This window comes from Dysgonomonas sp. 511, from assembly GCF_010501105.1.
GTDB lineage: Bacteria > Bacteroidota > Bacteroidia > Bacteroidales > Dysgonomonadaceae > Dysgonomonas.
Genome location: NZ_QVMQ01000018.1, coordinates 38,372 through 63,358 on the forward strand (window position 1 = coordinate 38,372; position 24,987 = coordinate 63,358).

The 24,987-nt window shown below is 44.6% G+C and carries 23 protein-coding genes; 19 read left to right on the top strand and 4 right to left on the bottom strand.

Features of this window, described 5'->3' with window-relative positions; genetic code table 11:
* Window positions 1-663: 663 nt before the first annotated feature.
* The 17 genes from hisS (at window position 664) to D0T57_RS09615 (ending at window position 20,104) form a co-directional block, all read left to right on the top strand.
* Window positions 664-2,028: a histidine--tRNA ligase gene (gene hisS, locus D0T57_RS09535; RefSeq protein WP_163273258.1), complete on the top strand. Its 1,365-nt coding sequence runs from the start codon at window positions 664-666 to the stop codon at window positions 2,026-2,028.
* A gap of 115 nt (window positions 2,029-2,143) precedes the next feature.
* A complete protein-coding gene (locus D0T57_RS09540; protein ID WP_163273260.1) occupies window positions 2,144-3,148 on the top strand; it encodes a hypothetical protein in 1,005 nt (334 codons plus the stop codon).
* A gap of 260 nt (window positions 3,149-3,408) precedes the next feature.
* A complete protein-coding gene (locus D0T57_RS09545) occupies window positions 3,409-3,867 on the top strand; it encodes a division/cell wall cluster transcriptional repressor MraZ (protein ID WP_163273262.1) in 459 nt (152 codons plus the stop codon).
* Window positions 3,863-4,783 (top strand): 16S rRNA (cytosine(1402)-N(4))-methyltransferase RsmH, encoded by a 921-nt coding sequence (gene rsmH, locus D0T57_RS09550; RefSeq protein ID WP_368666914.1) that lies wholly within the window; start codon window positions 3,863-3,865, stop codon window positions 4,781-4,783. Before D0T57_RS09545 ends, rsmH begins: the two co-directional genes overlap by 5 nt.
* Window positions 4,784-4,793: 10 nt before the next feature.
* Window positions 4,794-5,120: an FtsL-like putative cell division protein gene (locus tag D0T57_RS09555; RefSeq protein ID WP_163273266.1), complete on the top strand. Its 327-nt coding sequence runs from the start codon at window positions 4,794-4,796 to the stop codon at window positions 5,118-5,120.
* Window positions 5,121-5,126: 6 nt separating this feature from the next.
* A complete protein-coding gene (locus D0T57_RS09560) occupies window positions 5,127-7,331 on the top strand; it encodes a penicillin-binding protein (RefSeq protein WP_163273268.1) in 2,205 nt (734 codons plus the stop codon).
* 18 nt (window positions 7,332-7,349) lie between these two features.
* Window positions 7,350-8,801, top strand: coding sequence for a UDP-N-acetylmuramoyl-L-alanyl-D-glutamate--2,6-diaminopimelate ligase (locus tag D0T57_RS09565; RefSeq protein WP_163273269.1), 1,452 nt, complete (start codon window positions 7,350-7,352; stop codon window positions 8,799-8,801).
* Window positions 8,802-8,818: 17 nt separating this feature from the next.
* Window positions 8,819-9,694, top strand: a complete 876-nt coding sequence (locus tag D0T57_RS09570) for a hypothetical protein (RefSeq protein ID WP_163273270.1) — start codon at window positions 8,819-8,821, stop codon at window positions 9,692-9,694.
* A gap of 4 nt (window positions 9,695-9,698) precedes the next feature.
* Window positions 9,699-10,961, top strand: coding sequence for a phospho-N-acetylmuramoyl-pentapeptide-transferase (gene mraY / locus D0T57_RS09575; protein ID WP_163273271.1), 1,263 nt, complete (start codon window positions 9,699-9,701; stop codon window positions 10,959-10,961).
* 10 nt (window positions 10,962-10,971) lie between these two features.
* Entirely contained in the window at window positions 10,972-12,306 is a 1,335-nt protein-coding gene (gene murD / locus D0T57_RS09580; protein ID WP_163273272.1) for a UDP-N-acetylmuramoyl-L-alanine--D-glutamate ligase, read from the top strand.
* Window positions 12,307-12,310: 4 nt separating this feature from the next.
* Window positions 12,311-13,561, top strand: coding sequence for an FtsW/RodA/SpoVE family cell cycle protein (locus D0T57_RS09585; RefSeq protein WP_163273273.1), 1,251 nt, complete (start codon window positions 12,311-12,313; stop codon window positions 13,559-13,561).
* Between the two features lie 2 nt (window positions 13,562-13,563).
* Window positions 13,564-14,670: an undecaprenyldiphospho-muramoylpentapeptide beta-N-acetylglucosaminyltransferase gene (gene murG / locus D0T57_RS09590; RefSeq protein ID WP_163273274.1), complete on the top strand. Its 1,107-nt coding sequence runs from the start codon at window positions 13,564-13,566 to the stop codon at window positions 14,668-14,670.
* Between the two features lie 3 nt (window positions 14,671-14,673).
* Window positions 14,674-16,041, top strand: coding sequence for a UDP-N-acetylmuramate--L-alanine ligase (gene murC / locus D0T57_RS09595; RefSeq protein ID WP_163273275.1), 1,368 nt, complete (start codon window positions 14,674-14,676; stop codon window positions 16,039-16,041).
* A 15-nt stretch (window positions 16,042-16,056) separates the two neighbouring features.
* Window positions 16,057-16,791, top strand: coding sequence for a cell division protein FtsQ/DivIB (locus D0T57_RS09600; RefSeq protein WP_163273276.1), 735 nt, complete (start codon window positions 16,057-16,059; stop codon window positions 16,789-16,791).
* Window positions 16,792-16,847: 56 nt separating this feature from the next.
* Window positions 16,848-18,191 (top strand): cell division protein FtsA, encoded by a 1,344-nt coding sequence (gene ftsA / locus D0T57_RS09605; protein ID WP_185154659.1) that lies wholly within the window; start codon window positions 16,848-16,850, stop codon window positions 18,189-18,191.
* Window positions 18,192-18,245: 54 nt separating this feature from the next.
* Window positions 18,246-19,535 carry a cell division protein FtsZ gene (gene ftsZ, locus D0T57_RS09610; RefSeq protein ID WP_163273277.1) on the top strand — a complete coding sequence of 430 codons (1,290 nt, stop codon included), beginning with the start codon at window positions 18,246-18,248 and terminating at the stop codon, window positions 19,533-19,535.
* Between the two features lie 116 nt (window positions 19,536-19,651).
* Window positions 19,652-20,104, top strand: a complete 453-nt coding sequence (locus tag D0T57_RS09615; protein WP_163273278.1) for a GatB/YqeY domain-containing protein — start codon at window positions 19,652-19,654, stop codon at window positions 20,102-20,104.
* Between the two features lie 342 nt (window positions 20,105-20,446).
* Here the strand turns inward: D0T57_RS09615 and D0T57_RS09620 are convergent, their stop codons facing one another.
* The 3 genes from D0T57_RS09620 to D0T57_RS09630 all read right to left on the bottom strand — a co-directional run bounded on the left by D0T57_RS09620 (window position 20,447) and on the right by D0T57_RS09630 (window position 22,171).
* Complete coding sequence (locus D0T57_RS09620; RefSeq protein ID WP_163273279.1) at window positions 20,447-20,923, bottom strand: hypothetical protein; 477 nt, start codon at window positions 20,921-20,923, stop codon at window positions 20,447-20,449.
* Window positions 20,924-20,991: 68 nt separating this feature from the next.
* Entirely contained in the window at window positions 20,992-21,501 is a 510-nt protein-coding gene (locus D0T57_RS09625) for an outer membrane beta-barrel protein (protein ID WP_163273280.1), read from the bottom strand.
* Window positions 21,502-21,634: 133 nt separating this feature from the next.
* Entirely contained in the window at window positions 21,635-22,171 is a 537-nt protein-coding gene (locus D0T57_RS09630) for an HDIG domain-containing metalloprotein (protein WP_163273281.1), read from the bottom strand.
* Window positions 22,172-22,250: 79 nt separating this feature from the next.
* Here D0T57_RS09630 and D0T57_RS09635 point away from each other — a divergent pair, with 79 nt between their 5' ends.
* Window positions 22,251-23,417, top strand: a complete 1,167-nt coding sequence (locus tag D0T57_RS09635; protein ID WP_163273282.1) for an exo-beta-N-acetylmuramidase NamZ domain-containing protein — start codon at window positions 22,251-22,253, stop codon at window positions 23,415-23,417.
* Between the two features lie 76 nt (window positions 23,418-23,493).
* Complete coding sequence (locus tag D0T57_RS09640) at window positions 23,494-24,609, top strand: zinc ribbon domain-containing protein (RefSeq protein WP_163273283.1); 1,116 nt, start codon at window positions 23,494-23,496, stop codon at window positions 24,607-24,609.
* 99 nt (window positions 24,610-24,708) lie between these two features.
* On the opposite strand, the gene D0T57_RS09645 is transcribed toward D0T57_RS09640, so the two are convergent.
* Complete coding sequence (locus tag D0T57_RS09645; RefSeq protein WP_221412299.1) at window positions 24,709-24,861, bottom strand: hypothetical protein; 153 nt, start codon at window positions 24,859-24,861, stop codon at window positions 24,709-24,711.
* Window positions 24,862-24,987: the final 126 nt, after the last annotated feature.

Here is a 24,987-nt window from a genome sequence, read left to right on the forward strand (position 1 = left end):
GAAGGTTGCCTTTGTTGTTTTGCATTATATTTCGATATCTTTATCTATATAGGCCATGCTATGGCTCCAATAGGAAGCCCCTAATCGCCTTTGGGGACTTATGAGCAAAGGCACGACAAGGGAGGGGAAAAGTAACAATGAAAAAAGGGTAAAAGGTGTTACATGTGTTACTTTTTAGGGAGATACAAGATACCAGTAGACGAGTTAACGAGTTGGTTCTTGATAAAATATGAACTCGTATCTCGTATCTTGTTTACTTGTATCTAAAGAAAAGGTAACAAGGAAAAAAGACTGAAAAATGTGTTACATGTGTTACTTTTTGGAGAGATACAAGATCCCGGTAGACGAGTTAACGAGTTGGTTTCTGATAAAATATGAACTTGTATCTCGTATCTTGTTTACTTGTATCTAAAGAAAAGGTAACAAGGAAAAAAGGCTGAAAAATATGTTACATGTGTTACTTTTTGGAGAGATACAAGATACCGGTAGATGAGTTAACGAGTTGGTTCTTGATAAAATATGAACTCGTATCTCGTATCTTGTTTACTTGTATCTAAAGATATTGTTAACTGAAAAAAGTGTTACTTTTTGCGAAGACCATAATCTCAAACTCGCAACTAATATTTACCTTTGCACCCTGATAATAATTTGAAAGATAAAACGATGTCACAACCTTCGATAGTAAAAGGAACAAGAGATTTTTCGCCCGAAGAAATGGCGAAGCGCAACTATATTTTCGACACCATTCGCGAGGTATTCAAGCTGTACGGCTTCCGTCAGATAGAAACCCCTTCGATGGAAAACCTCTCCACACTGATGGGCAAGTATGGCGAAGAAGGCGATAAGTTGCTGTTCAAAATCCTCAATTCGGGAGACTACCTCAAAGGCATTTCCGATGACGAACTTACAGGACGCAACACCAACCGCCTTGCAACCAAGATCAGCGAAAAAGGGCTGCGTTACGACCTCACCGTTCCCTTTGCACGCTATGTTGTGATGCATCGCAACGAAATAACATTCCCCTTCCGCCGCTACCAGATACAACCCGTATGGCGCGCCGACCGTCCACAGAAAGGACGTTACCGCGAGTTTTACCAGTGCGACGCCGATGTGGTGGGCTCCGATTCGCTGCTGAACGAAGTAGAGCTTATACAGATTGCCGACGAGGTGTTTTCGCGTTTCGGCATTAGGGTGTGCATCAAGCTCAACAACCGTAAGATACTGTCGGGAATAGCCGAAATAATAGGCGAGTCGGACAAGATAGTGGATATCACTGTTGCCATCGACAAACTGGACAAAATCGGACTGGAAAAGGTAAACGAAGAACTTGCCTCCAAAGGTATTCCACAAAAAGCAATAGACCAACTACAGCCCATTATCCTTCTGCAAGGCAGCAACGAAGAAAAGATAGATACCCTGAAATCTGTTCTCCAAGCCTCCGAGATAGGAGTAAAAGGCGTAGAAGAACTGGAATATATACTCAACAAGCTGAAAGCAACAGGCATTCGCTGTCAGCTCGATCTCGACCTCACCCTAGCCCGTGGGCTGAATTATTATACAGGCGCTATCATCGAAGTAAAGGCACTGGATGTTGCTATCGGCAGCATTACAGGCGGCGGTCGCTACGACAACCTTACAGGGATATTCGGTATGCCGGGCGTGTCGGGCGTGGGCATTTCTTTCGGTGCCGACCGCATTTTCGATGTGCTGAACCAGTTGGATTTGTACCCGAAAGACTCCATACAAAATACCCGGCTACTCTTTGTCAACTTCGGGGAAAAAGAAGAAACTTTCATCCTTCCGTTGGTTGCCAAAATGCGTCTGGCCGGTATCGCTACCGAGCTTTATCCCGAAGCCGCCAAGATGAAAAAGCAGATGACCTATGCCGACAACAATAAGATACCTTATGTTGCCATCGTAGGCGAAAACGAAATGGCGGAAAACAAGGTCACGCTTAAGAATATGGCAACAGGCGAGCAGCAATTGCTATCGCCCGAAGAGTGCGTTGCCGCTCTTGGTGAAAAGTAAACAGCGCATTTGATTGGTATTCTTAAGGTTCTGAGTCAATTCTTATAACGGACAATAAGGTTTTCCTTCTATATTTGTATATCTAATAACCAGACAAACTACCATTGCCATGAAAATGAAAACCTTATTATTGCCCTTATCAGCCTTGATGCTGACATTCTCCTTTTGCGGCTCGAATGACGATCCGGAACCCGAAGTAGTAAAACCGCCGGTGGTAACGCCAGATCCCGACCCGTCCGACAACGAGCACATAAAGCGGGGTTATACCCTCAATAGTTCCATGCAGGGGACTGCCGCACTGGTGGGTAAAGACCATAAGGCAATCAATACACATATGCTCCCTTTGGGCTGGAACTATACCGAATCGCCCAATATATCGGAAAACGACCACAATACAGCCCCTCATAGCCATACAGTCTACGATGCTGTACTCGGGCAATACGTATTCCAACTCACCCTCCATGTAGAGAAAGTGGTAGATGGCGACAGAGGTGCGCTTGTCGACCGTCAGCGCAACGAAGTAAAGAGCCAGGCCGATAAGCGGCAATGGGATAAGATGAACGGCAACTGGGACGAATGGCAGGTTTTGGAATGGAAGTTTAAGATACCCAAAAGTTTTCAACCATCGAGCAGCTTCACACATATCCATCAGCTGAAAGCCTTCGAAGGCAACAACAGCCTTCCGCTTATCACCATCACTCTGCGGGCTAACAGCAATGGCAAGAACCGCAGGGTGCAAGTCATTTACACAGGCGATGCAGGCAGTAGCAGCAAGAAAACATTAGTAGACAACATAGCCCTCGAACAGTTTGAAGACGAATGGGTACAGGTAATACAAGAAGCCCATTTTGCCGACAAAGGGTTTTACAGGGTCAAAGCCGTGAGGCTGAGCGACAAGAAAGTCCTTATCGACCATACGGAGGAAAATATCTCTATGTGGCACAGTGGGGCAATCAGCATCCGCAACAAGTTTGGTATATACCGCAGCTTCGGTAAGCCGTTGAGCGAGACGGACGGTGTGGTGACCAATGGCATTAAGGATGAGGATATTTATTTGGCCGATTTCAAGGTCTACGAGAAAAATACTAACTCGGCTCCCGAGCCTCATTATCTGGATTGACCATCGGTTTGCCCGGCTGTGAAGCCGGAAGTGGATAGAAAATATCAAGTGATTGATAAATAGTAATTTAGAATGTTGACAACTTGTTGATAAAGTTTATAAGTACAATATTGCCAGTAGATTAGATTGTTGATAACGTAATTAACAGATTGTTAATAAGTTTTTCTTCAATTTTAGGTGGGGAAAGGTGGGGATAAGTGTATAATTTTTATACCTTTACCATCTCTAAGTACACATTATTGAAACCTGAGTTGTCGGCAATGAAATTTTTGGGAAACATAGAAGCTAAGATAGACGCAAAGGCCCGTGTCTTTGTGCCGGTAGCTTTCCGGAAGATACTGCAATCTGCCGGCCAGAATGTCTTGGTACTCAGGAAGGATATATTTCAGGATTGCTTGGTGTTATATCCCCTTCATGTGTGGGACGATGTTGTAGACAAGCTGCGCTCGCGCCTTACCCGTTGGGACAGGGAACAGCAGGCATTGTTCAGGCAATTCGTCGTAGATGCCGAACGCTTGGAGATGGATGCCAACGGGCGTATCCTCATCCCTAAGCGCTATTGCCAGATGGCAGGCATTACGTCCGACGTCCGTTTCATCGGGGTGGAAGATACCATCGAGATATGGACGAACAACTCACTGGAGCAGACGCTTATCCCGGCAGAAGATTTTGGCAGCCGCATACAGGCGCTTATGAACGACGAACCACAAAACCATTGACCCTATGGAACAAGTTTATCATATACCGGTATTGCTCAAGGAGAGCGTAGACGGGATGGATATCCGTCCCCGTAGCATTTGTGTGGACGTGACCTTCGGTGGTGGCGGTCATTCGCGCGAGATATTGTCGCGGTTGGGCGAAGGTGGTCACCTGTACTCATTCGACCAGGACGAAGATGCGATAAAGAATATACACCACGACAGCCGCTTCACATTTGTGCGCAGCAACTTCCGTTATCTGAAGAACTTTATGCGCTATTATGGTGTTGAAGCAGTAGATGCTGTGTTGGCAGACTTGGGAGTATCATCGCATCACTTCGACGAACAGGACAGGGGCTTCTCTTTCCGCTTCGAAGACAGCGAACTGGATATGCGGATGAACCGCAAAAGCGGTAAGTCGGCGGCAACAGTGCTGAATACCTACAGCGAAGAAAAGCTTGCCGATGTGTTCTATCTCTATGGCGAATTGCGTCAGGCAAGGCGGATAGCGTCAATGATAGTAAAGAACAGGAGAAACAAACCCTACGAAACAGTAGGCGACCTCTTGGATACACTTGCCGCATTTGTAGGCAAAGGCGAGAAAGAGAAGAAGGTGCTGGCTCAGGCCTTTCAGGCTCTCCGCATAGAAGTAAACGAGGAAATGGATGCCCTGAAAGAAATGCTCAGTCAGGCATTGGAGATACTGAAACCGGGCGGACGGCTGGTAGTTATTACATACCACTCGCTCGAAGACCGTATTGTAAAGAACTTCTTCAAGACCGGCAATTTCGAAGGTAAGGTCGAGAAAGACTTCTTCGGCAATTTCGAAAGGCCGTTCCGGTTGATAAACAATAAGGTTATAGTACCGTCGAGGGAAGAGGAGGAAAGGAATCCCCGTTCCCGAAGTGGCAAGCTAAGGATTGTAGAAAAGATTTAACAGGATAAGGATGAGCGCAAAGGAAGTTAAGAAGAAGATGATGTATATACTGGGAGGGACAATTCTCACCGAGGACTTCTTTTGGAAGAATGCCCGTTTCATCATCACGCTGGTTGTCATTATAGCCCTTTACATCAGCAACAGGTATAGCTGTATCGAGAAAGTAGCCAAGATAGAATCCTTGCAGCGCGAACTGAAAGATGTGAAGCACGAATCGGTTACCATCACTTCCAGGCTAATGGGTATAAGCCGCGAATCGAAGGTGGAGGAACTTGTGAAGAAGAACAATGTGGATGTCAGCCTTACATCAGAACCAATATTTAAGATAAAGCAATAGAGGATTATGGCAAAGAAGTCGGAAAATGCAATCAGGAATGTGGCAGTCAGCCGTTATGGCTGGTTTGTATTGCTATTGTCGCTTGTCTTTATTGTTATTATCTACACTATATTTAAGATAAAGTATGCAGAAGGCGCTGAGTGGCGCAAACTGGGAGCATCCGAGATCGTAAAGAAAGACAAGGAAGTGCCGCCTGCCCGTGGAAGCATTTATGCTGACGACGCGCGCCTGCTGGCTATTAGCGAACCTCTGTACGAGGTTTATATGGACTTCATGTCGCAGGGAATGGTGAAAGATACATTGTTGAAGTATGTAACACCATTGTCGGAAGTGCTGGCAAAGCGATATCCTGACAAAACCGCAGGGCAATATAAAAAAATTATCCTCGATGGTTGGGACCTGAGTCGCAAGGAACTGAAAGAGATAGAGCGGGTAAAGAAAATAGAGCCGGGAAAAAGGGTAAAGACCCGTAGCGGGCGCATTCGCATTATCCGTCGCGATATCAACTATATAGAGATGAAAGAACTCTATACATTTCCGTTCTTCAATAAGATCAGCAGCCAAAGCGGTCTTTTCACCGAAACCAAGACAATGCGCAACAAACCTTTCGGCAGAATTGCAGGGCGTACGGTAGGTTCTATCAGTAGCGATCCTAAAAAGGGAGGGCAAAGCGGCCTCGAATTGAAATACGATACCATACTGAAAGGAAAACCGGGCATCAAAACCCGTCAGCGTGTACGCGGCAAGTGGATAGATGTGATACTGAAAGAGCCTTCCGATGGTATGGATATTAAGACGACCCTCAATGTAGATGTGCAGGACTTAACAGAACAAGCCCTACGTCAAAAGCTGACTGAAACAAACGCCGAATCGGGCACAGCCATTGTGATGGAAGTGGCAACAGGAGAGATAAAAGCGATTGCAAACCTCGACAGGCTGAAAGATGGCAGGTATGCCGAAGGCAATCCCAATGCCTTTTCTTATATGACCGAGCCGGGTTCTACATTCAAGACTATCTCGCTGATGATTGCCCTCGAAGACGGTGTAGTGAAACCCAATGACAAAATCCATGTTGGCGACGGGCTTTACGATTATCGCGGACGTACGGTACGCGACCACGACTGGCGCAAAGGACGCGACAAGGGAGACATCTCCGTTGCCGAAGGAATGTACACATCGTCGAATGTGGCAATATCCAAAATGATACTCAAGGGATATGAAAGCAATCCTAAGAAATATGTGCAGCATATACACGATATGGGCCTCACCAAAAAGCTGGAATGGGATGTGCCGCTGAAAGGAATAGAAGGAACAGCTATTGTCCGTTTCCCCGACGATAAAAGCAGGAGTTGGTATTCGACCACCCTGCCGTGGATGTCTTTCGGATACGAAACGCAGATACCTCCTATCTATCTACTGATGTTTTATAATGGTATTGCCAATGGTGGAAAGATGATAAAACCATTTCTTACCAAGGCATTCATGAAAGAAAATGAAGTCGTTCAGCAATTCGAAGCCGAAGTAGTCAACCCTTCTCTTTGTTCCGAAGCTACATTAGGCATGGTCAAGGATATCCTGAGGGGTGTTATTACAGAGGGAACAGGAAAAGCCGCTGCTTCCGATCTGTTCCCTATCGCGGGTAAAACCGGTACAGCCCTTATTGCCAAAGGCGGGGGCTATGAGGGCTACTATGTATCTTTCTGTGGATATTTCCCTGCTGACAATCCTCAATACACCTGCTTCGTCGGTCTTCGCCGCCCCGAAGGTGTACCTTCGGGTGGAGGCATGGCAGGAACCGTATTTAAAACGATAGCAGAGGGCATCTATACCCGCAATCTGGTATCCACACCGGTAAGTGCGCCCAGAGATACATTGCACGCATATGCGCCGGCTGTAAAAAACGGCTCGTTAGAGAAGGCAAAACTGGTATTGACCAAACTGAAACAACCATTCTCAGCAAATGGTAATGGCGAATGGATCAGGGCTAAAAGAGATACGCTGAATGGAGGTATCCTGTTCGAAAGCAATATTCCATTGAAAAAAGGAACCGTGCCGAATGTAATTGGTATGGGAGCACGCGATGCCATCTATTTGCTCGAAAATGCGGGATTGAAGGTAAGGCTGATTGGCGCAGGCAAGGTCAGGGCTCAGTCTTTAAATGCTGGCACGACAGCCGTAAGAGGCGCAGCAATAACAATAGAATTAAACTAAAGGAAAAGAAAAACAGATATGAAGTTACAAGACTTACTTAAAGGCATAGATGTTATCGCTATAAAAGGAAATGACGATGTTCGGGTTACAGGTATCTTTACCGATTCGCGCAAAGCTGTAGAAGGCTCGCTGTTCATAGCACTCAAAGGGGTGCAAGTAGACGGACACCAATATATTGACAATGCTTTGGACCTGAAAGCGGGGGTTATTGTCCATCAGGATGATATTGATACATCGAAGGCAGGCATCACCTATGTGAAAGTAAAAGACACCGCCGATGCTGCAGGAAAGATAGCAACACACTGGTATGGCGATCCTTCTTCCCGGTTGAGGCTGGTTGGCGTTACCGGAACGAACGGAAAGACTACCACTGCTACTTTACTCTACGAGATGTTCCTCAAGCTGGGTTACAAAGTAGGTTTACTTTCTACTGTTGCCAATTATATAAATGGGGCAGTTTATCATGCCACACATACTACGCCCGACCCTATCAGCTTGAACGATATGCTGGCGAAAATGGTCGATGCCGGTTGCGAATACGCGTTTATGGAAGTCAGTTCGCACGCTATTCACCAAAAGCGGATCAGTGGGTTGAAGTTTGAAGGAGGTATATTTACCAATATCACACAAGACCATTTGGACTACCATAAAACGATGGAAGAATACCTGAAAGCGAAAAAGGCTTTTTTCGACCTCCTTCCCGAAACAGCTTTCGCTCTTACCAATATAGACGATAAGAATGGCATGGTAATGCTACAAAATACCAAAGCCAGAAAATGCACCTATTCCGTACAATCTTTAGCCGACTTTAAGGCAAAGATTATCGAGAAGCACTTCGATGGAACGGCTATCGAGATAAACGGCAAGGAAGTGCAGGTACAGTTCGTTGGTGTATTCAATGTTTACAACCTGCTGGCAGTATATGGTGCAACTATATTGTTGGGGCAGGATTCCGAAGAGGCATTGCTTATACTCAGCACGCTGAAACCCGTAGCAGGCCGCTTCGAAACCATCCGTTCTGCTGAAGACTTTACGGCGATAGTCGATTACGCCCATACTCCCGACGCCCTTACCAATGTATTGGAAGCCATACACGAGGTGCTGAACGGCAACGGGCGCGTGATAACCGTTGTTGGTTGCGGAGGCAACAGGGACAAGACCAAGCGTCCTATCATGGCGCGCGAAGCTGTCCGCCTGAGCGATCAGGTTATCCTGACTTCTGATAATCCGCGCTGGGAAGAGCCACAAGCAATAATCAACGATATGGCCGATGGGCTGAACAGCCAGCAAATGAAGAAAACCTTGTTGATTGTCGATCGCGAACAGGCTATCCGCACGGCATGCACATTTGCTCAGGCAGGAGATGTTATCCTTGTTGCAGGAAAAGGGCATGAAGATTATCAGGATGTAAAAGGCGTGAAACATCATTTCGACGACCGCGAAGTAGTAAGGAATATATTCGAAAATTGATATCCTCCGGAATGAAGATGAAAAGATTACTCATAGTATCCATATTATTTTTATCTGTGTCAGTATTTTCACAGGAGAAAACTCCTGTATTGCTCGGAAAGATAACGAAAGAAGACCTGAATAAAGAGCCCTATAACGAATGGCTGGACAGGGAATATACTGCATACGAACCTAACAAAGAAACGATTGCAGAACTGAAAAAGGCGAACAAACAGGGGCTTTCCGTACAGATATTCCTAGGTACGTGGTGTGGCGATTCCCACAGGGAAGTTCCCCGTATGCTAAAGATTCTCGAACAAGCCGGTTTTGCTGACGACAAGATAGAAATCGTAGGCTTAAACACCGGTGTCGGTGTCTCCAAGCAGTCTCCCACAGGTGAAGAAAAGGGTAAATATATATTCAAAGTCCCTACATTTATCGTTTCCAAAGGCGGTAAGGAGGTTAACAGGATTGTGGAGTTTCCGGTTTTTTCCTTAGAAAAAGATTTAGCAACCATTTCTTCAGGTGGCACATATTCTCCCAATTACCGTTCTTATCCAACCATCATAAATTGGCTGGAGACGGGAGTATTATCCGATAAAAATATTTCATACAACGGCTTGGCCGAACAAATACGTCCATTGGTAAGTAATGCCGTAGAATTGACAGCCGTTGCGTATGTCTTGTCGTATCAGGGCAGAAAAAAGGAAGCCGCTACACTGTGTAGGATAGCCACAAGGCTCTTCCCCGAAACAGTAAGGTACAATGCCTGTGCATTTATCTACAATGAAAACGGCGAAAAAGAAGCAGCAATAAGGGCTTTGAAAAAATTCATAGAAAAATACAACAATAGGGAGGCTATTGATGCGGCTTTCGAATTATATGACGAAATAAAACAAAGAAAGGCAGAGTAAAAGAATGTTATACTATTTATTTGACTATTTAGACCAATTGGATTTTCCCGGAGCAGGAATGTTCCGTTATGTTTCTTTCAGGGCGGCTATGGCTGTTGTGTTTTCCCTTATCATATCCACCCTTATAGGACGGCGGATTATTGATAAGTTACAGAAACTACAGATTGGCGAAATAGTAAGGAATCTGGGTCTGGAAGGGCAATTGAGTAAAAAAGGCACACCGACTATGGGAGGCATCATCATCATCATTGCCATCTTGGTTCCTGTCTTGCTGCTTGCCCGTTTAGATAATATATATATCATCCTGATGATGATAACTACAGTATGGCTGGGAACTCTGGGTTTTCTCGACGATTATATCAAAGTATTCAAGAAAGACAAGGAAGGGCTGCATGGCAAATTCAAGATAATAGCCCAGATCGGCCTTGGCCTCATTGTGGGACTGACATTGTATTTCAGCCCTAATGTCATTATCCGCGAAAACGTGGAATTTCGCAATCAGGATAACGTCATAGAACATGTAAGTTATATGGAGCAAGGCGTGAAATCGACCCAGACAACAATTCCTTTCGTAAAGAATAATAACCTCGACTACGAACAACTTGTTTCATTTATGGGCGACTATGCCGAACCTGCCGCATGGGTATTGTTTGTAATCGTCGTTATATTTATCGTAACGGCAGTATCCAATGGGGCAAACCTTACCGACGGGCTCGATGGACTTGCTGCGGGTAGTTCTGCCATTATAGGTACTACATTGGGTATTTTGGCATACGTATCGGGGCATATAGAATTTGCCTCTTACCTCAATATCATGTTTATACCCGGCAGTCAGGAGTTGGTAATATTTGCCGCCGCCTTTATCGGCGCCACGGTCGGATTCCTTTGGTACAATGCTTTCCCGGCCCAGGTATTTATGGGCGATACAGGCAGCCTGACCTTAGGCGGCATTATTGGAGTCTTTGCGGTCATCATACACAAAGAACTGCTGTTGCCTATCTTGTGTGGTATATTCTTTGTAGAAAGCCTTTCGGTAATGATGCAGGTATTCTATTTCAAGCTCACAAAAAAGAAATACGGGGAAGGAAGGCGTATATTTAAGATGACCCCTCTTCACCACCACTTCCAGAAAGCAGGAAATGCAGGGATACAGGCAAAAATACAAAAGCCATACGGTCCTATACCCGAATCGAAAATAGTTGTACGTTTCTGGATCATAGGCATAATGCTGGCTGTGCTCACATTGGCAACATTGAAAATGCGATAAATAGTAAGATATGGATAAGATAGTAATACTGGGAGGAGGCGAAAGCGGGGTAGGTTCAGCCATACTCGCCCAAGCGAAGGGATTCGAAGTTTTTCTTTCGGATAACGGGCCTTTACAGGATAAATATAAGTTGGAACTGGAAAAGTATGCTATTCCATACGAAGAGAACGGACATACGGAATCCCTCATTCTTTCGGCAAAAGAGATAATAAAAAGCCCCGGAATCCCCAATTATGCACCACTGATAAAGCTGGCTGTAGAAAAAGGCATCCCTGTACTATCCGAAATGGAATTTGCCAAGCGTTATACATCTGCCAAAATGATATGTATTACCGGCAGCAATGGCAAAACCACAACCACAAGCCTTATCTACTATATACTGAAATCGGCAGGACTTAATGTAGGGCTGGGAGGAAATATAGGGCGCAGCTTTGCCCGTCAGGTAGCCGAAGAGAATTTCGATTATTATGTTCTGGAACTAAGTAGTTTCCAGCTTGAAAATATGTATGAGTTTAAGGCTGATATTGCCATCCTGCTGAATATAACTCCCGACCACCTCGACAGGTACGACCACGACATACAGAAGTACATAGATGCCAAGATGCGTATAGCGCAAAACCAGACCGAAGCCGATGCCCTTATATTCTGGGAAGAAGACCCGGTCGTAAGCAAAGAGATAAAGAAACTGATATCGAACGGGCGGCACTACACATTTGCCGAATATAAAACAGGCGATGCTCAGGCATATTCTAAAGACCATCAAATTGTTATCAATACACCCGAATCGGTTTTTATCATGGAGCAGGATTTATTAGCATTAGAAGGCCTACATAATTTGTATAACTCGTTGGCTTCGGGCATCGCAGCTAAGTTACTGGATATAACAGACGAAAACCTCCGCCGTTCCCTCAGCGACTTTCAGGGGGTGGAGCACCGTTTGGAAAAGGTAGCCAAAGTAAGAGGCATACAATTTATAAACGACTCGAAGGCAACAAATGTGAATTCGTGCTGGTATGCACTGCAAAGCATGAAGACGAAAGTAGTCCTCATCCTCGGCGGCACCGACAAGGGAAATGATTATACCGAAATAGAACAACTGGTGAAAGATAAAGCCCGGGCTTTGGTCTTTCTGGGTGTAGACAACAGCAAGTTGCATAAATTTTTCGATGGCAAGGTAGATAAAATCGAGGATGTATCTTCGATGAAAGATGCCGTAGAAAAGGCATATAGCTTGGCGCACGAAGGCGATACGGTATTGCTTTCGCCATGTTGTGCCAGCTTCGATTTGTTCAGGAATTACGAAGACAGGGGCATTCAGTTTAAAGAATGTGTAAGAAAACTATAGAGATATGGAATTTAAATTTATAGGCAAACTATTTAGGGGCGATAAGGTAATATGGTGTATCTTTATCGCTCTGTGCATCATATCGTTGCTCGAAGTATTCAGTGCCTCCAGTACGATTGTTTATCGTCAGCAAAACCAGTTTGCTCCTATATTCCGCCATGCAGTATTCCTCCTGTTCGGCTTCGGACTGGTCGTATTCTTACAACGGATACCGAGCCGCTTCTTTTCCATTCTGCTACTTGGAATACCTGTATCGGCTATTCTTATTATCCTTACCTACTTTTTTGGCGAAGACATAAACGGAGCCCAACGCTGGCTGGGTATAGGTGCTATAACAATACAGCCCTCCGAATTGGCAAAGATATCGGCTATCGGTTTCATAGCCTTTTTCCTGAGCAAGATGAAGACTGATAACGAAGGATGGATTTTCTGGACAATGATTATCAGCATAAGCATTTTATGTGCCCTCATCGTACCCGACAATCTTTCTACGGCAATCCTACTGTTTGTCGTGTGTTTCCTGCTTATGTTTATCGGGCAGGTAGACCTGAAGCGGCTGGCAAAAGTCGGCCTTGGTGTAGTGATTCTGGGCTTGATAGCATATGGGGGGCTTGTCTTGCTTCCGGCGGATGTAGTGAAGAAGTATTTGCCCGAACGTGCCGAGACATGGAAAAACCGGATAGAACGCCACGACGAAAAGATATCGATAAAAGAAGTAGACGAAAACGGGAACATGCTATATAAAATAACGGATGAAAATCGTCAGGTGTCGCACGCAAAAATAGCAATAGCCGATAATAAGATTATCGGGTTGCCCGGAAGCGGTACACAGCGCGATTTTCTTCCGCAGGCATATTCCGATTTTATATTCGCTATCATACTCGAGGAGATGGGATTATTGGGAGGCTTATTTGTTTTATTGCTATATTTGTCCCTGATGATCCGATGCGGAGTTCTTGCATCTAAGTGCGAGAAGAAGTTTCCGCGTTACCTTATATTAGGCTCTGCACTGATAATAACTATACAAGCCCTTGCAAACATGGCCGTGGCAGTCAATTTGATCCCTGTAACAGGGCAACCGTTACCATTGGTGAGTCGAGGAGGAACATCTACCATTATTACCTGTGCTTATTTCGGCATAATTCTGGCGTGTTCTTCAAGACTGAACGAACCGGAACATGAACACGAAGAACATGTTGACGAAAGCATTGCAAATGTAGAGAAAGAGGGACAACAAATCAACGAACAACAGTGAAGATGAAAAATATGAGAGTTATTATCAGCGGAGGAGGTACAGGAGGGCATATATTCCCCGCTATTTCTATTGCCAACACCATAAAGAAACGCTATCCCGATGCCGAGATATTGTTTGTCGGCGCAGAAGGCCGTATGGAGATGGAACGCATTCCGGCGGCAGGTTATGAGATTATAGGACTTAATATTTCGGGGCTCAACAGGAAAAACCCATTCAAGAATATTTCTGTAGTGTGGAAATTTCGTAAGAGCCTGAAAAAAGCAAAGAGTATAATAAAAGAGTTTAAGCCCGATATTGTTATCGGAGTAGGAGGCTATGCCAGCGGACCGCTTCTGTATGCTGCAAATTCTATGAAGATTCCTACACTTGTGCAAGAGCAAAACTCATATGCAGGTATTACAAATAAGTTTCTGGCAAAGAAAGCCAATACAGTATGTGTGGCATATGACGAAATGGAACACTTCTTTCCAAAAGAAAAGATTGTAATCACAGGCAACCCTTGCCGCGAATCCTTATTTTCTACTTCGATAACCAAAGAAGAAGCATATCAGGAGTTCGGACTCGATCCTGACAAGAAGACACTCGTTGTAACAGGAGGAAGCCTTGGTTCCAGGACATTGAATAAGACACTCTTTGCGCAGATCGACAAGATAATAAACTCCGATATCCAGGTGTTGTGGCAATGCGGCAAGCTCTATTCCTTCGAACTGGATATGGATATGGCAAGCAAAGGAAAGCCAAAGAATGTGCATGTATTCGAATTTATCAATCGTATGGATCTGGCATACAAAGCTGCCGACCTGGTAATATCGAGGGCAGGAGCCAGCTCAATCTCCGAGCTAAGCCTGTTGGGAAAACCGACGATATTAGTTCCTTCGCCAAATGTATCGGAAGACCACCAGACAAAAAATGCAATGGCACTGGTGAAACACGATGCTGCAATATTAATCAGAGATGATGAGGCAATGACTAAACTGGTAGATGTTGCTCTCGATACTATAAATGACGAAAATAAGCTGAAATCGTTATCTGAAAATATATATAAACTAGCCCATCATAATGCGTCCGACAGGATTGTAGATGAGGTGATAAAACTGGTAAGAAAATAAGAAATGAATATTAAATCGGTATATTTCATCGGTATAGGCGGCATAGGCATGAGCAATCTTGCCCGCTACTATATGTCGAAAGGGAAACAAGTAGCAGGATACGACCGCACCGAAACTCCTCTTACAAAACGGCTTGTAGAGGAAGGAGCCGCCATACACTACAACGATGATATACACCTTATTCCTGATTATTGCAAAGACAATAAAACAACATTGGTTGTTTACACACCTGCCGTCCCTATGGAAAATGAAGAGGTCAGGTTCTTCAACGACAACCATTTTGATATAAAAAAGCGTGCTCAGGTTTTGGGGTTGATTACTCAAACGAGTAAAGCGCTCTGTTGTGCCGGAACGCATGGCAAGACCACCACATCGAGCATGCTTGCCCACATACTTAAGCAATCCCATCTCGATACGAATGCCTTTTTGGGAGGTATATTAAAGAACTACGACAGCAATCTGCTGCTGTCCGATGCAAGCGAATATACAGTTATCGAAGCCGACGAATACGACCGGTCTTTCCATTGGTTGCACCCCTATATGGCACTGATAACTTCTGTCGACCCCGATCATCTTGATATCTACGGCACAGAAGAAGAATACCTGAAAAGCTTCGGGCATTTTACAAGCCTTATTATGTCCGGCGGAGCTTTGGTCATGAGGCATGGCATAAAGTTATCGCCACAGGTAGCAAAGGATGTCCGGGTATATACTTACTCCATCGAGGAGGGCGATTTCCACGCCGAAAATGTGAGAATAGGCAATGGTGAGATCTTCTTCGATTTTGTCACACCCAAAGGCGTTATCAGGGAAATCCAATTAGGTGTACCTATAAAGATCAATATAGAAAACGCTATTGGCTCTATGGCTCTTGCATGGCTCAATGGTGTGAGCGATGTTGAGTTGAGGGATGCAATGAAAACATTCGAGGGAGCAAAACGCCGCTTCGATTTTTGGCTCAAGACCGACCGTTTGGTGATGATAGACGATTATGCACACCACCCCGAAGAACTGGCTGCAAGCATTACATCTGTAAAAGAATTGTATCCCGGCAGGAAGCTTACCGGCATTTTCCAACCGCACTTGTACTCGCGTACTCGCGATTTTGCACCTGAGTTTGCCAGAAGCTTATCGCTGCTCGACGAGCTGATTTTGTTAGACATATATCCGGCAAGGGAAAAACCGATAGAAGGGGTTACTTCCCGTATCATATTCGATGCGGTTACCTGTCCTAAAACATTGTGTAAAAAGGAAGAACTTTTATCTTTATTGGAAAGGAAGAACGATATAGACGTCTTGCTTACTCTTGGTGCCGGCGATATCGACCAGTTGCTGGAACCAATAAAGGAAATATTGGAAAAGAAATTATAATCCCGATTTTGAGCGATGAAGAAAGTATTAGTTATCATAGGTATATGTCTTATTGCAGGTTATCTCATTTTCGCCGCATTTTACTTTCAGGGAAAGCCTAAAGGTGAAATGTGTATTGATTTTAAGGTGGAAATGAAAGGGAAGGGTATTGACACTACATTTGTGATGATTGATGATATCCGGAAGGTTGTAGATGCCAAAGGTCTTAATCCTAAGGGAAAGCTTTTCAGCGAAATTGATACAGATGCGATAGAGGCGGCGATACTGGAGAACCATATGATAAAAGAAGCCAATGTCTTTATTACCAACGATGGCTCTGTCAAGGTTCAGGTAGAAGGGCGGGTACCCGTATTGCGTATTATCAGCAACAAAGGTGAAAATTATTATATTGATATAGATGGCTTGGATATGCCTCTGTCGAAAAGGGGTGCGGCATACCTGCCCGTAGCAACGGGTGCAATTAATAAGGAGTTTGCCACAAGGGATTTATATAAATTTGCATTATTTTTGCATAATAATGAGTTTTGGAACGCCCAGATAGAACAGATAGTGGTTTTGCCCAACAAGGACATCAAGTTGATACCGCGTGTAGGCGACCACGAAATCATATTAGGAGACATTACCGGTTTTGAAGAAAGACTCGACAAGCTGTTTACCTTCTATCAGAATGGGCTGAACGAAACGGGATGGAATAAATATTCTGTCATAAATTTGAAGTTCGACAAACAAGTTGTCGGTACAAAGCGTTAATTTAGAGTCAGAAATTGCAAGCGGCTAAAAAGACGTCGCACATAAAACAGAGAATTATGGATAAGGGATTTATCGTAGCGATCGACCTGGGTACCTCAAAGATAACAGGAGTACTTGGACGTAAGAATGAACAGGGAGTAACCTCTATACTGGCTTCGGAAAGCATTCCTTCCGATTCGTGCATAAAGTATGGGGTAATCTATAATATAAACGAGGTCGCCGGCAAGATAAAAAAACTGGTCAGCCTGTTGGAAAACAAGATAGGGAAGAAGATAGGCAAAGCCTATGTTTCCATATCGGGCAGGTCGCTGCGTGCAATGGAGCATGTAGAAACCAAGCTTCTCGATGGGCCCACACCTGTCAACTTTGCCATGCTCGATGCTATGGAGCAACAGGCTAAGCTCAACAAGCCGGAGTTTCTGACCAATTATAGTGTCCTTGCTCCCGAATATTATCTGGATGGCAAATACGAAGAAGACCCTATAGACAAAACAGCATCGGCCATCGAAGGGCATTACCGGCTTATCATCGGCCGCCCCAATATAAAAGCTAGTATAATAAAAAGCCTGACAGAGAAGGCTCAGTTGGAGATTGCCGGCTTCGTTGTCGGCCCTGTAGCATCAGCTGCACTTGTTCTCGACGAGCACGACAGGCAGTTGGGATGTGCCCTTGTCGATTTTGGTGGAGGCACTACAACACTTTCCATTTACAAAGGCGGATTGTTGCGTTATATGACGGTCATACCATTCGGCGGGCGTACAATAACCAAAGACGTGCAAGAACTGGGATTCGTATTCGATTCGGCAGAAACCTATAAAATCCGTTATGGCAAGCTTGGTAAAGACAAGAACAAATCTCTGGCGGATTTAACACCCGAAGTCGATCTGAAGGAGCTGAACAAGGTAATACAACTTCGCCAGGACGAGATAATGCTGAATGTTATCAACCAGATAAAGGAATCGGGCTATGCCGACCAGCTGGAAGCAGGTATCCTGGTTATGGGCGGAGCATCGCAGATGAATGGCTTGGTGGACTACCTGTCGGAAAAGGCGCAAATGCCTGTTAAGCGGGCTATCCCTAAACGGGTATATATCAACAATGCTGCCGAACTGTTGCAAAATCCTGCATATACACAAGCACTGAGCCTTATGCTTTTTGCCAATGAGAACTGCGAGAAACAAGAAACGCCTAAAGTAGCAGAAACGGAGCCTGTACAACAAGTCGTACAGGAACAACAACCACAGAACAATCCGCCGGCCAACAGTCCTCTCGAAGAAGATATCAAAGAAGAGAAAAAGCAAAAGAAAGGCAAGGAAAAAGACAGCCGCCAGACTTCTTTTTTCAGTTTCTTCGAAAAGATCCAGAATTTTGGCGGTACTATGTTCAAAGACGAGGAATAGGCTAGTCTGGTTGTAAAAGCTATTATTGATTCAAGAATAAACAAATACTATAATATGGACGATAAAATACTGGATTTCCAGTTTCCTACAAAGACCCAAACCATTATAAAAGTAATAGGTGTAGGCGGCGGCGGCGGCAATGCTGTCAACCATATGTACAACGAAGGCATACACGATGTATCCTTTGCCTTATGTAACACCGACAATCAGGCCCTAGGCCAGTCTCCTGTTGCCGTGAGGGTGCAATTGGGCAAGAAAACCACCGAAGGGCTTGGTGCAGGCAACCGTCCCGGAGTAGCACAAGCTGCAGCAGAAGAAAGCCGCGAAGACCTCGAACGCCTTTTCAGCGATGGTACACGCATGGTATTTATCACTGCCGGTATGGGTGGAGGTACTGGTACGGGAGCCGCGCCTGTAGTTGCCCGTATTGCCAAAGAAATGGGAATCCTTACCGTAGGTATAGTTACCATTCCTTTTGTCTTCGAAGGGCGCAAAAAGATCATTCAGGCATTGAAAGGTGTGGAAGACATTGCCCGCAATGTAGATGCCCTTCTGGTTATCAACAACGAACGCCTGATCGATATCTATGCCGACCTTACCATCCCCAATGCCTTTGCCAAAGCTGATGATACACTTACAATAGCCGCTAAGGGCATTGCCGAAATAATTACGGTTCACGGGCATATCAACCTCGACTTTGCCGATGTGAAGACCATATTGCAGGATGGCGGCGTAGCCATAATGAGTAGCGGGTACGGCGAGGGCGACAACAGGGTGGAAGACGCGATAGTAAATGCACTGCATTCTCCGTTGCTCAACAACAACGATGTGTTCGATGCCAAGAAGATACTGTTCAATATCTACGCCAGCGATAATAATCCGCTTATCGTGGAGGAAATGGAAGCTGTAGCCAACTTTATGAAGCGTTTCGGTTCGGAAGTAGAAGTGATATGGGGTACTGCAACAGACAATAAGCTCGAAGGTCAGGTAAAGATCACTTTGCTTGCCACAGGTTTCGGTATGTCGAGCATTCCGGGAATCGAGGATAAAGACTTTATCGATGAAGAAGAGGAGGCAGAACGTCTCAGACAGGAAGAAGAAGAGAAACGCCGCATAAACGAGATGATACAGGTTCACTATGGCAAAGACGGTGTGCAGGGCATGCCTGTGCGTACTTCATTCTTTGGGCAGAAGCCTATTATCCTGTCGTCGGAAGAGCTGGATAACGACCGTATTGTCGATGCCCTCGAAAATACACCAGTATTCAAAAGGGATGACAAATTCAACCCAAGTGAATACGTTCCTGAGGTGAAGAAAGCCGGCGACCTGTTCAATAACGAATAAGCAACAGGATAGAACTTCTTGATATATTTCAATGTTATAATTAACAATGATAGTTATACTTAGATGAATAACAGATAGGTCTGCGACCTTAATAATTGATAAAAACTAAATACACTATGAGTTTATTCGACCAAGTAAGTGAAGATATCAAAGACGCAATGCGTGCCAAAGACAAAATCAGGCTCGAAGCATTGCGCGGAATGAAAAAAGAGTTTCTGGAAGCCAAAACAGCCAAAGGTGCAAGCGATGAATTTTCTGACGAGGCTGCTATACAAATCTTGCAGAAGATGGCAAAACAACGTCGCGACAGTGCCGAAATATACAACGGTCAGGATCGTGCCGACCTTGCAGAGAAAGAGCTTGCAGAGTTAGCCGTTATCGAGACATACCTGCCAAAGCAACTATCGCAGGAAGAATTGGATGTAAAAATTGCTGAGATCATCTCTCAGGTAGGAGCTTCGTCTCCTGCCGATATGGGCAAGGTGATGGGTGTAGCTACCAAAGCCCTTGCAGGTGTAGCAGCAGGGAAAGCCATTTCTGAAACGGTGAAGAAACTGTTGAACAAATAGAAATATTTCAAAATGACAAGCAAAAAGGTGTCCTTTATTACTTTTGGGACACCTTTTTTATGTTTATGTTGATAAAATCATTTTCATTTGTTTGTAATACGCAAGACTCTTTAACAATTGATACTCAAATACAGTCCCTTCGGTTAAACAAATTTAAAGTGTTAAATTAACCCTCTTGTATATTTGGAATATACCAAAACACCGCTTATCTTTGTAATGTGTTTTTCATAGTATTAGATTTAAGGTTAACAATGAAGATTGGTTGTCGTGATGACAACCTTTCCTTTTTTATATAGGTTTGGTATTGTCAATACTGCTTGCGGACAATAAAATTTCATATCATCATATCATATCATCCCAGTAAAAACGAGCAGACAAGCCGGCATCGAGAGAGTCTCGGGGTATTCCCATATCGGGAGAGATCGTACTTCCTATATTTAACTTTCCATTAACAGTAACAGTATCAGATAGCGTACATCCGCTACTGTGAATATAATGATAGTTTGTGAAAAGAAAAAACAAGTCGTCGTGTGTCCTAAATACGAGTGTATCAGTCTTACCAAATCCCGAAAAACCAAATTTGTATATAGACAAATCGTTTATCGAGTCTCTTCCTATCCGGTATGCTTTAGCCGAACCTTTCGCTCTAAATTTAAAAGAACCATCTAATAGATAAAATCGTACTGTTTCGGTTTGCTCTGCTGCAAAGTCCTTTATATAGAATATAGGAGTTTCGTCAATTATTGTTGTATCGCATATCGAATCCTGCCTTATCTCCGATTGCTTACTACCACTGCAAGAGAGTATAATTAAAAACATAAATAAAATGAATAGAATACTTTTTTGCATAATGGTCTTATCTGAAACTCATCTTGACTTTTGCAACTTTAAAACTGGTACATAAAGCCTACCGAAACCACAAACTGCGAATAATCTTTTATCAGTGCTTCCTTCGCTTCTATCTGCACAAATGTCCTTTCGCTCAGTTCTACCTGGCAACCCGCACCCAGATTGGCACCCATGCGGTTGTTGCTGTACTTATGGTCTATCTGTATGCCTTCCACATTTGTCCTGCCCAGATCGGCTGTCCAACGCGAGAAAGTTACACCCCCGATAGGATATAATGCAACCTTGTACGAAAGCCCTATCAGGTAATGCACATCGGCAGTTATGCCCCATGCACTCACATCGCGCCTGTCCATATAGTATTTATACTCAAGCGAACCGCGAAGGCGTTCCAATATTCCATACTGCCCGCGAAGGCCAAAGCCTACCGATTCTATTTTTGTTCCGTAATTGATGTTTGCCGCAAGCGAAAATTTTCCTGCCTGATCTTGAGCCGAAACATTGCACGCCAGTGCAAATAAAACGAACAAGCTTAAGAGAAGTTTCTTCATAATCATTAATTTTTTTATGTGTAAATTTTATAAAAGTTACCTAGTAAGAGTGGCAAAAATAAGGAAATTATTGTGGCTTTGCAACTTCCTATCCTTCGTAGACAGGGCTGAAGGGAGGCAGCAACTCTGTCATTTAAAGGAACAGCCTCTCCCACTCTTCAAACTGCCTTACCTTATCTTCGCCAAAACGGGCAAAGCCTGCCTTTATTTCGTCCGTCGTTTTTTCCTTTCCAAGCTTTGTTTTGGAGAAGAAACAATCGGAGAAGCAAATAAGTTTCTCCTCTATGCTCAGAGGCACCATGTCGCGATGCGGCAAAGGCAGGTTTTGCATCTCTATGTCTTCCTTTGTCAGTCCCACCCCCGTATGGCGTTCGCAGACGAGCGCATGCTTCGGATAACCCAGCCCATCGAGCAGGTCACGCCCCAGGTAACCATGACAGAGGTAAAGATGCTTACCAAAGCATTGTATCTTAGGCGCATCGGTAAGGTATATGCCGATATCGTGCAACATTGCCGCCTCAGCCACAAACCCGGCGTCGATATGCAGTTCGGGGTGGGCTTCGGCTATCGCCAAAGCCTTACGGGCAACATCGGTGCTATGGCTGATAAGTATATCGTACAATGCCGAATCTTTTATGTAAAATTTTCCTATTATTTCCAATGTATTCATAATCTGCGTCCTTATTATTCTGCAAAAATATGTAAGTTTGTATATATTCCTTTTTTTCAACAGGATAAATCCAATATCAATGAACAGATTTTTTGCATTCCTTTCAATTTTCATACTGTTTTCTATCCACAATCGAAGCTTTTCGCAAGACCTGCGGATGGGAGCCGACAGGATAGATTCGTTGCTGGCCTATACAAAAGACAAAAAAGCAGCCCTGATTATAAACCAGACATCAGTCCTCTCCGACGGCACACACATATTAGACACCCTGCTGGCAAGAAATGTTCATATAGAAAAAATATTTGCCCCCGAACACGGTATCAGGGGCAATGCCGATGCCGGCGAAAAAATTGTGGATGGTAAAGACAGTAAAACAGGAATACCCATCGTCTCTCTCTATGGAAAAAATTACAAGCCCACCGCGCAACAACTCGATAGCGTGGACATCCTCATCTTCGATATACAGGATGTGGGCACGCGTTTCTATACCTATATCAGCACCATGCACTATGCAATGGAAGCCTGCGCCGAAAACGGCAAACAATTCATTGTGCTCGACAGGCCAAACCCCAACGACTACATCGACGGGCCTATATTGGATATCAAATACAGGTCGTTCGTAGGCATACCCCCCATTCCGGTAGTTCACGGGCTTACCGTTGGCGAACTGGCAACAATGATAAACGGCGAATGCTGGCTCAAAGATTCGCTGGCCTGCAACCTCAAAGTGATACCGATGGAAGGATGGGTACACGGGCAGGAATACGAATTGCCGATAAAGCCCTCGCCCAACCTACCCAACCAGCAAGCGATAAAACTCTATCCATCGCTCTGCTTCTTCGAAGCTACCGGCATCAGCGTAGGACGCGGAACCGATTTCCCCTTTCAGGTGATAGGCGCGCCGGGCAAACGGTATGGCAAATTCACATTTACCCCCCGCCCGGTGATAGGAGCTAAAAACCCATTGAACAAAAACCGGTTGTGCCACGGGATAGACCTGCGCGAAGCAGAAACCGAAAAGAAGATAAACCTCGATTATCTGATTTCGTTTTATAAAAAATCGGGGAAAGGAGCAGCATTCTTCACCAATAGGCGTTTTATGGACTTACTTTCCGGTACGGATAAGCTCCGCCGCCAGATAATAAACGGGCTTGCGGCCGAACAAATACGTGAAAGCTGGGAAGAAGATCTGACAAATTATAAAACAATGCGCGAAAAATATTTGTTGTATCCTATAGACGAGTAGATACCACCTCTCCCCTACCCTCTATTTTAGAGATTTGGAGAGAGCTGGGGAGAGGTGATACATAAAATTCAGGTTTATGGAAGATGATAAAAACAAATGCCCCCTTTGCGGAAAAGATACCGAAGACTCGGAAATATTCTGCCACAACTGTCGCGAAATAGCCCACAACGCTTATTCCGACGAACTGATCTCGCACCAAGAAGACGAAGTTCCTGCACACGAAAATATTATAGAAACAGATAGTGGGCAAGACTATAAAGAAGTTCCCCTTGCTGCTGCAACACCCCTTGTAAAAAACAGGAAACGCCCTTATATGTTCCTTGTACTATTGGTTATTACGCTCTTTGCCGTGGCTACCACAGGAGTTTATTTTATCGACTGGAAAAAGGCTGCACTCGACAAACAGGAGGCGGCATATTGGAACAAATGTATAGAAGAGAACACTCCCCTCTCCTACTCCACTTACCTGCTGCAATACCCTGCCGGGAAATTCAAGGATGAAGCCGAAGACAGGATACGCCAACTGCGCAGCGAAGAACAGCAAGCGTGGGAGGCAATCGGCACATCGTCGGATATAAATGCCTTATTCGCTTTCCTCTCCGACCATCCTACTACACCCTACGAACGCCATATCAGGTACAGGATCGACTCGCTGGCATGGGTAAAAACTGCGGCCGAAAACACAGCCGCAACTTACCTCGCATACATCGAAAATGTTAAGATAGGACAATATTCGGGAGAATATATTGAACCTGCCCAGCAAAAATATGATTATCTTAGCCAACTGAAAGCGGTAGAAGGTAACGACCTGAAGGAAATTACCGGCATATTGTCCAACTTTCTCGACGCTCTGGCAGCGACCGACAGCAAGGATATGCAGAAGTATTCCGACGTTAGCTTCGAACACTTTCTGGGAGCTTCGGGCAAAAACTGCAAGGAGGTGAGCGACTCTTTGAAAGCGGACCGGAAAAAGAAGAAGATTCGCAAATTATCGTATAGCTTCCACGGTACGCCCGAGGTGATACAGGATAATAAAGGTATCTATTTCGTTTCGCTACCCGTAGTAGAGGAAACTACATATTCGGACAGGCGGAAGAAGAAAGAAAACAGCCACCGGAAGTTGAGAGTAGAGATGAATGATAAGAAACTGGTGAAGGCTGTATATATAAATACAGTGAACAGTAATCAGTGAGCAGCTAAACTCGTCTACCTCTTAACTAAATTGATAATATTAATGCGAATCAGCGGTTGGGATATGACTGCAAAACGTTCTTTTAAATACTGCGCGCAATCACAGATTGGCTCCGCTTCGCTCTGCCGAACGGTGCTTGCTTGCGTTCCTTTTGGCCAAAGCCCCAAAAGGAACCAAAAACTCTTTTGCGCCCCGCTTCGCCGTACGACCCACTTTGCGCTTTGCCGGCTGAATGAAGTGAACTAACAGCAAGCCTTTTGTTGGTTTAGCAAAGTTGCATAACAGCAGCCCCACTTCATTCTACGCCACCTGCATCGCGTGGGTGCCCCGTACGCAAAGCTAATGGCGCGGGCTAACGCCAGACAAGAGTTTACGACA

Excerpts from the sequence above, each read along its gene's own strand:
- hisS (WP_163273258.1), top strand. The coding sequence starts at position 664 with ATGTCACAACCTTCGATAGTAAAAGGAACAAGAGATTTTTCGCCCGAA.
- D0T57_RS09540 (WP_163273260.1), top strand. The coding sequence starts at position 2,144 with ATGAAAACCTTATTATTGCCCTTATCAGCCTTGATGCTGACATTCTCC.
- D0T57_RS09545 (WP_163273262.1), top strand. The coding sequence starts at position 3,409 with ATGAAATTTTTGGGAAACATAGAAGCTAAGATAGACGCAAAGGCCCGT.
- D0T57_RS09555 (WP_163273266.1), top strand. The coding sequence starts at position 4,794 with ATGAGCGCAAAGGAAGTTAAGAAGAAGATGATGTATATACTGGGAGGG.
- D0T57_RS09560 (WP_163273268.1), top strand. The coding sequence starts at position 5,127 with ATGGCAAAGAAGTCGGAAAATGCAATCAGGAATGTGGCAGTCAGCCGT.
- D0T57_RS09565 (WP_163273269.1), top strand. The coding sequence starts at position 7,350 with ATGAAGTTACAAGACTTACTTAAAGGCATAGATGTTATCGCTATAAAA.
- D0T57_RS09570 (WP_163273270.1), top strand. The coding sequence starts at position 8,819 with ATGAAAAGATTACTCATAGTATCCATATTATTTTTATCTGTGTCAGTA.
- mraY (WP_163273271.1), top strand. The coding sequence starts at position 9,699 with ATGTTATACTATTTATTTGACTATTTAGACCAATTGGATTTTCCCGGA.
- murD (WP_163273272.1), top strand. The coding sequence starts at position 10,972 with ATGGATAAGATAGTAATACTGGGAGGAGGCGAAAGCGGGGTAGGTTCA.
- D0T57_RS09585 (WP_163273273.1), top strand. The coding sequence starts at position 12,311 with ATGGAATTTAAATTTATAGGCAAACTATTTAGGGGCGATAAGGTAATA.
- murG (WP_163273274.1), top strand. The coding sequence starts at position 13,564 with ATGAAAAATATGAGAGTTATTATCAGCGGAGGAGGTACAGGAGGGCAT.
- murC (WP_163273275.1), top strand. The coding sequence starts at position 14,674 with ATGAATATTAAATCGGTATATTTCATCGGTATAGGCGGCATAGGCATG.
- D0T57_RS09600 (WP_163273276.1), top strand. The coding sequence starts at position 16,057 with ATGAAGAAAGTATTAGTTATCATAGGTATATGTCTTATTGCAGGTTAT.
- ftsA (WP_185154659.1), top strand. The coding sequence starts at position 16,848 with ATGGATAAGGGATTTATCGTAGCGATCGACCTGGGTACCTCAAAGATA.
- ftsZ (WP_163273277.1), top strand. The coding sequence starts at position 18,246 with ATGGACGATAAAATACTGGATTTCCAGTTTCCTACAAAGACCCAAACC.
- D0T57_RS09615 (WP_163273278.1), top strand. The coding sequence starts at position 19,652 with ATGAGTTTATTCGACCAAGTAAGTGAAGATATCAAAGACGCAATGCGT.
- D0T57_RS09620 (WP_163273279.1), bottom strand. The coding sequence starts at position 20,923 with ATGTTTTTAATTATACTCTCTTGCAGTGGTAGTAAGCAATCGGAGATA.
- D0T57_RS09625 (WP_163273280.1), bottom strand. The coding sequence starts at position 21,501 with ATGAAGAAACTTCTCTTAAGCTTGTTCGTTTTATTTGCACTGGCGTGC.
- D0T57_RS09630 (WP_163273281.1), bottom strand. The coding sequence starts at position 22,171 with ATGAATACATTGGAAATAATAGGAAAATTTTACATAAAAGATTCGGCA.
- D0T57_RS09635 (WP_163273282.1), top strand. The coding sequence starts at position 22,251 with ATGAACAGATTTTTTGCATTCCTTTCAATTTTCATACTGTTTTCTATC.
- D0T57_RS09640 (WP_163273283.1), top strand. The coding sequence starts at position 23,494 with ATGGAAGATGATAAAAACAAATGCCCCCTTTGCGGAAAAGATACCGAA.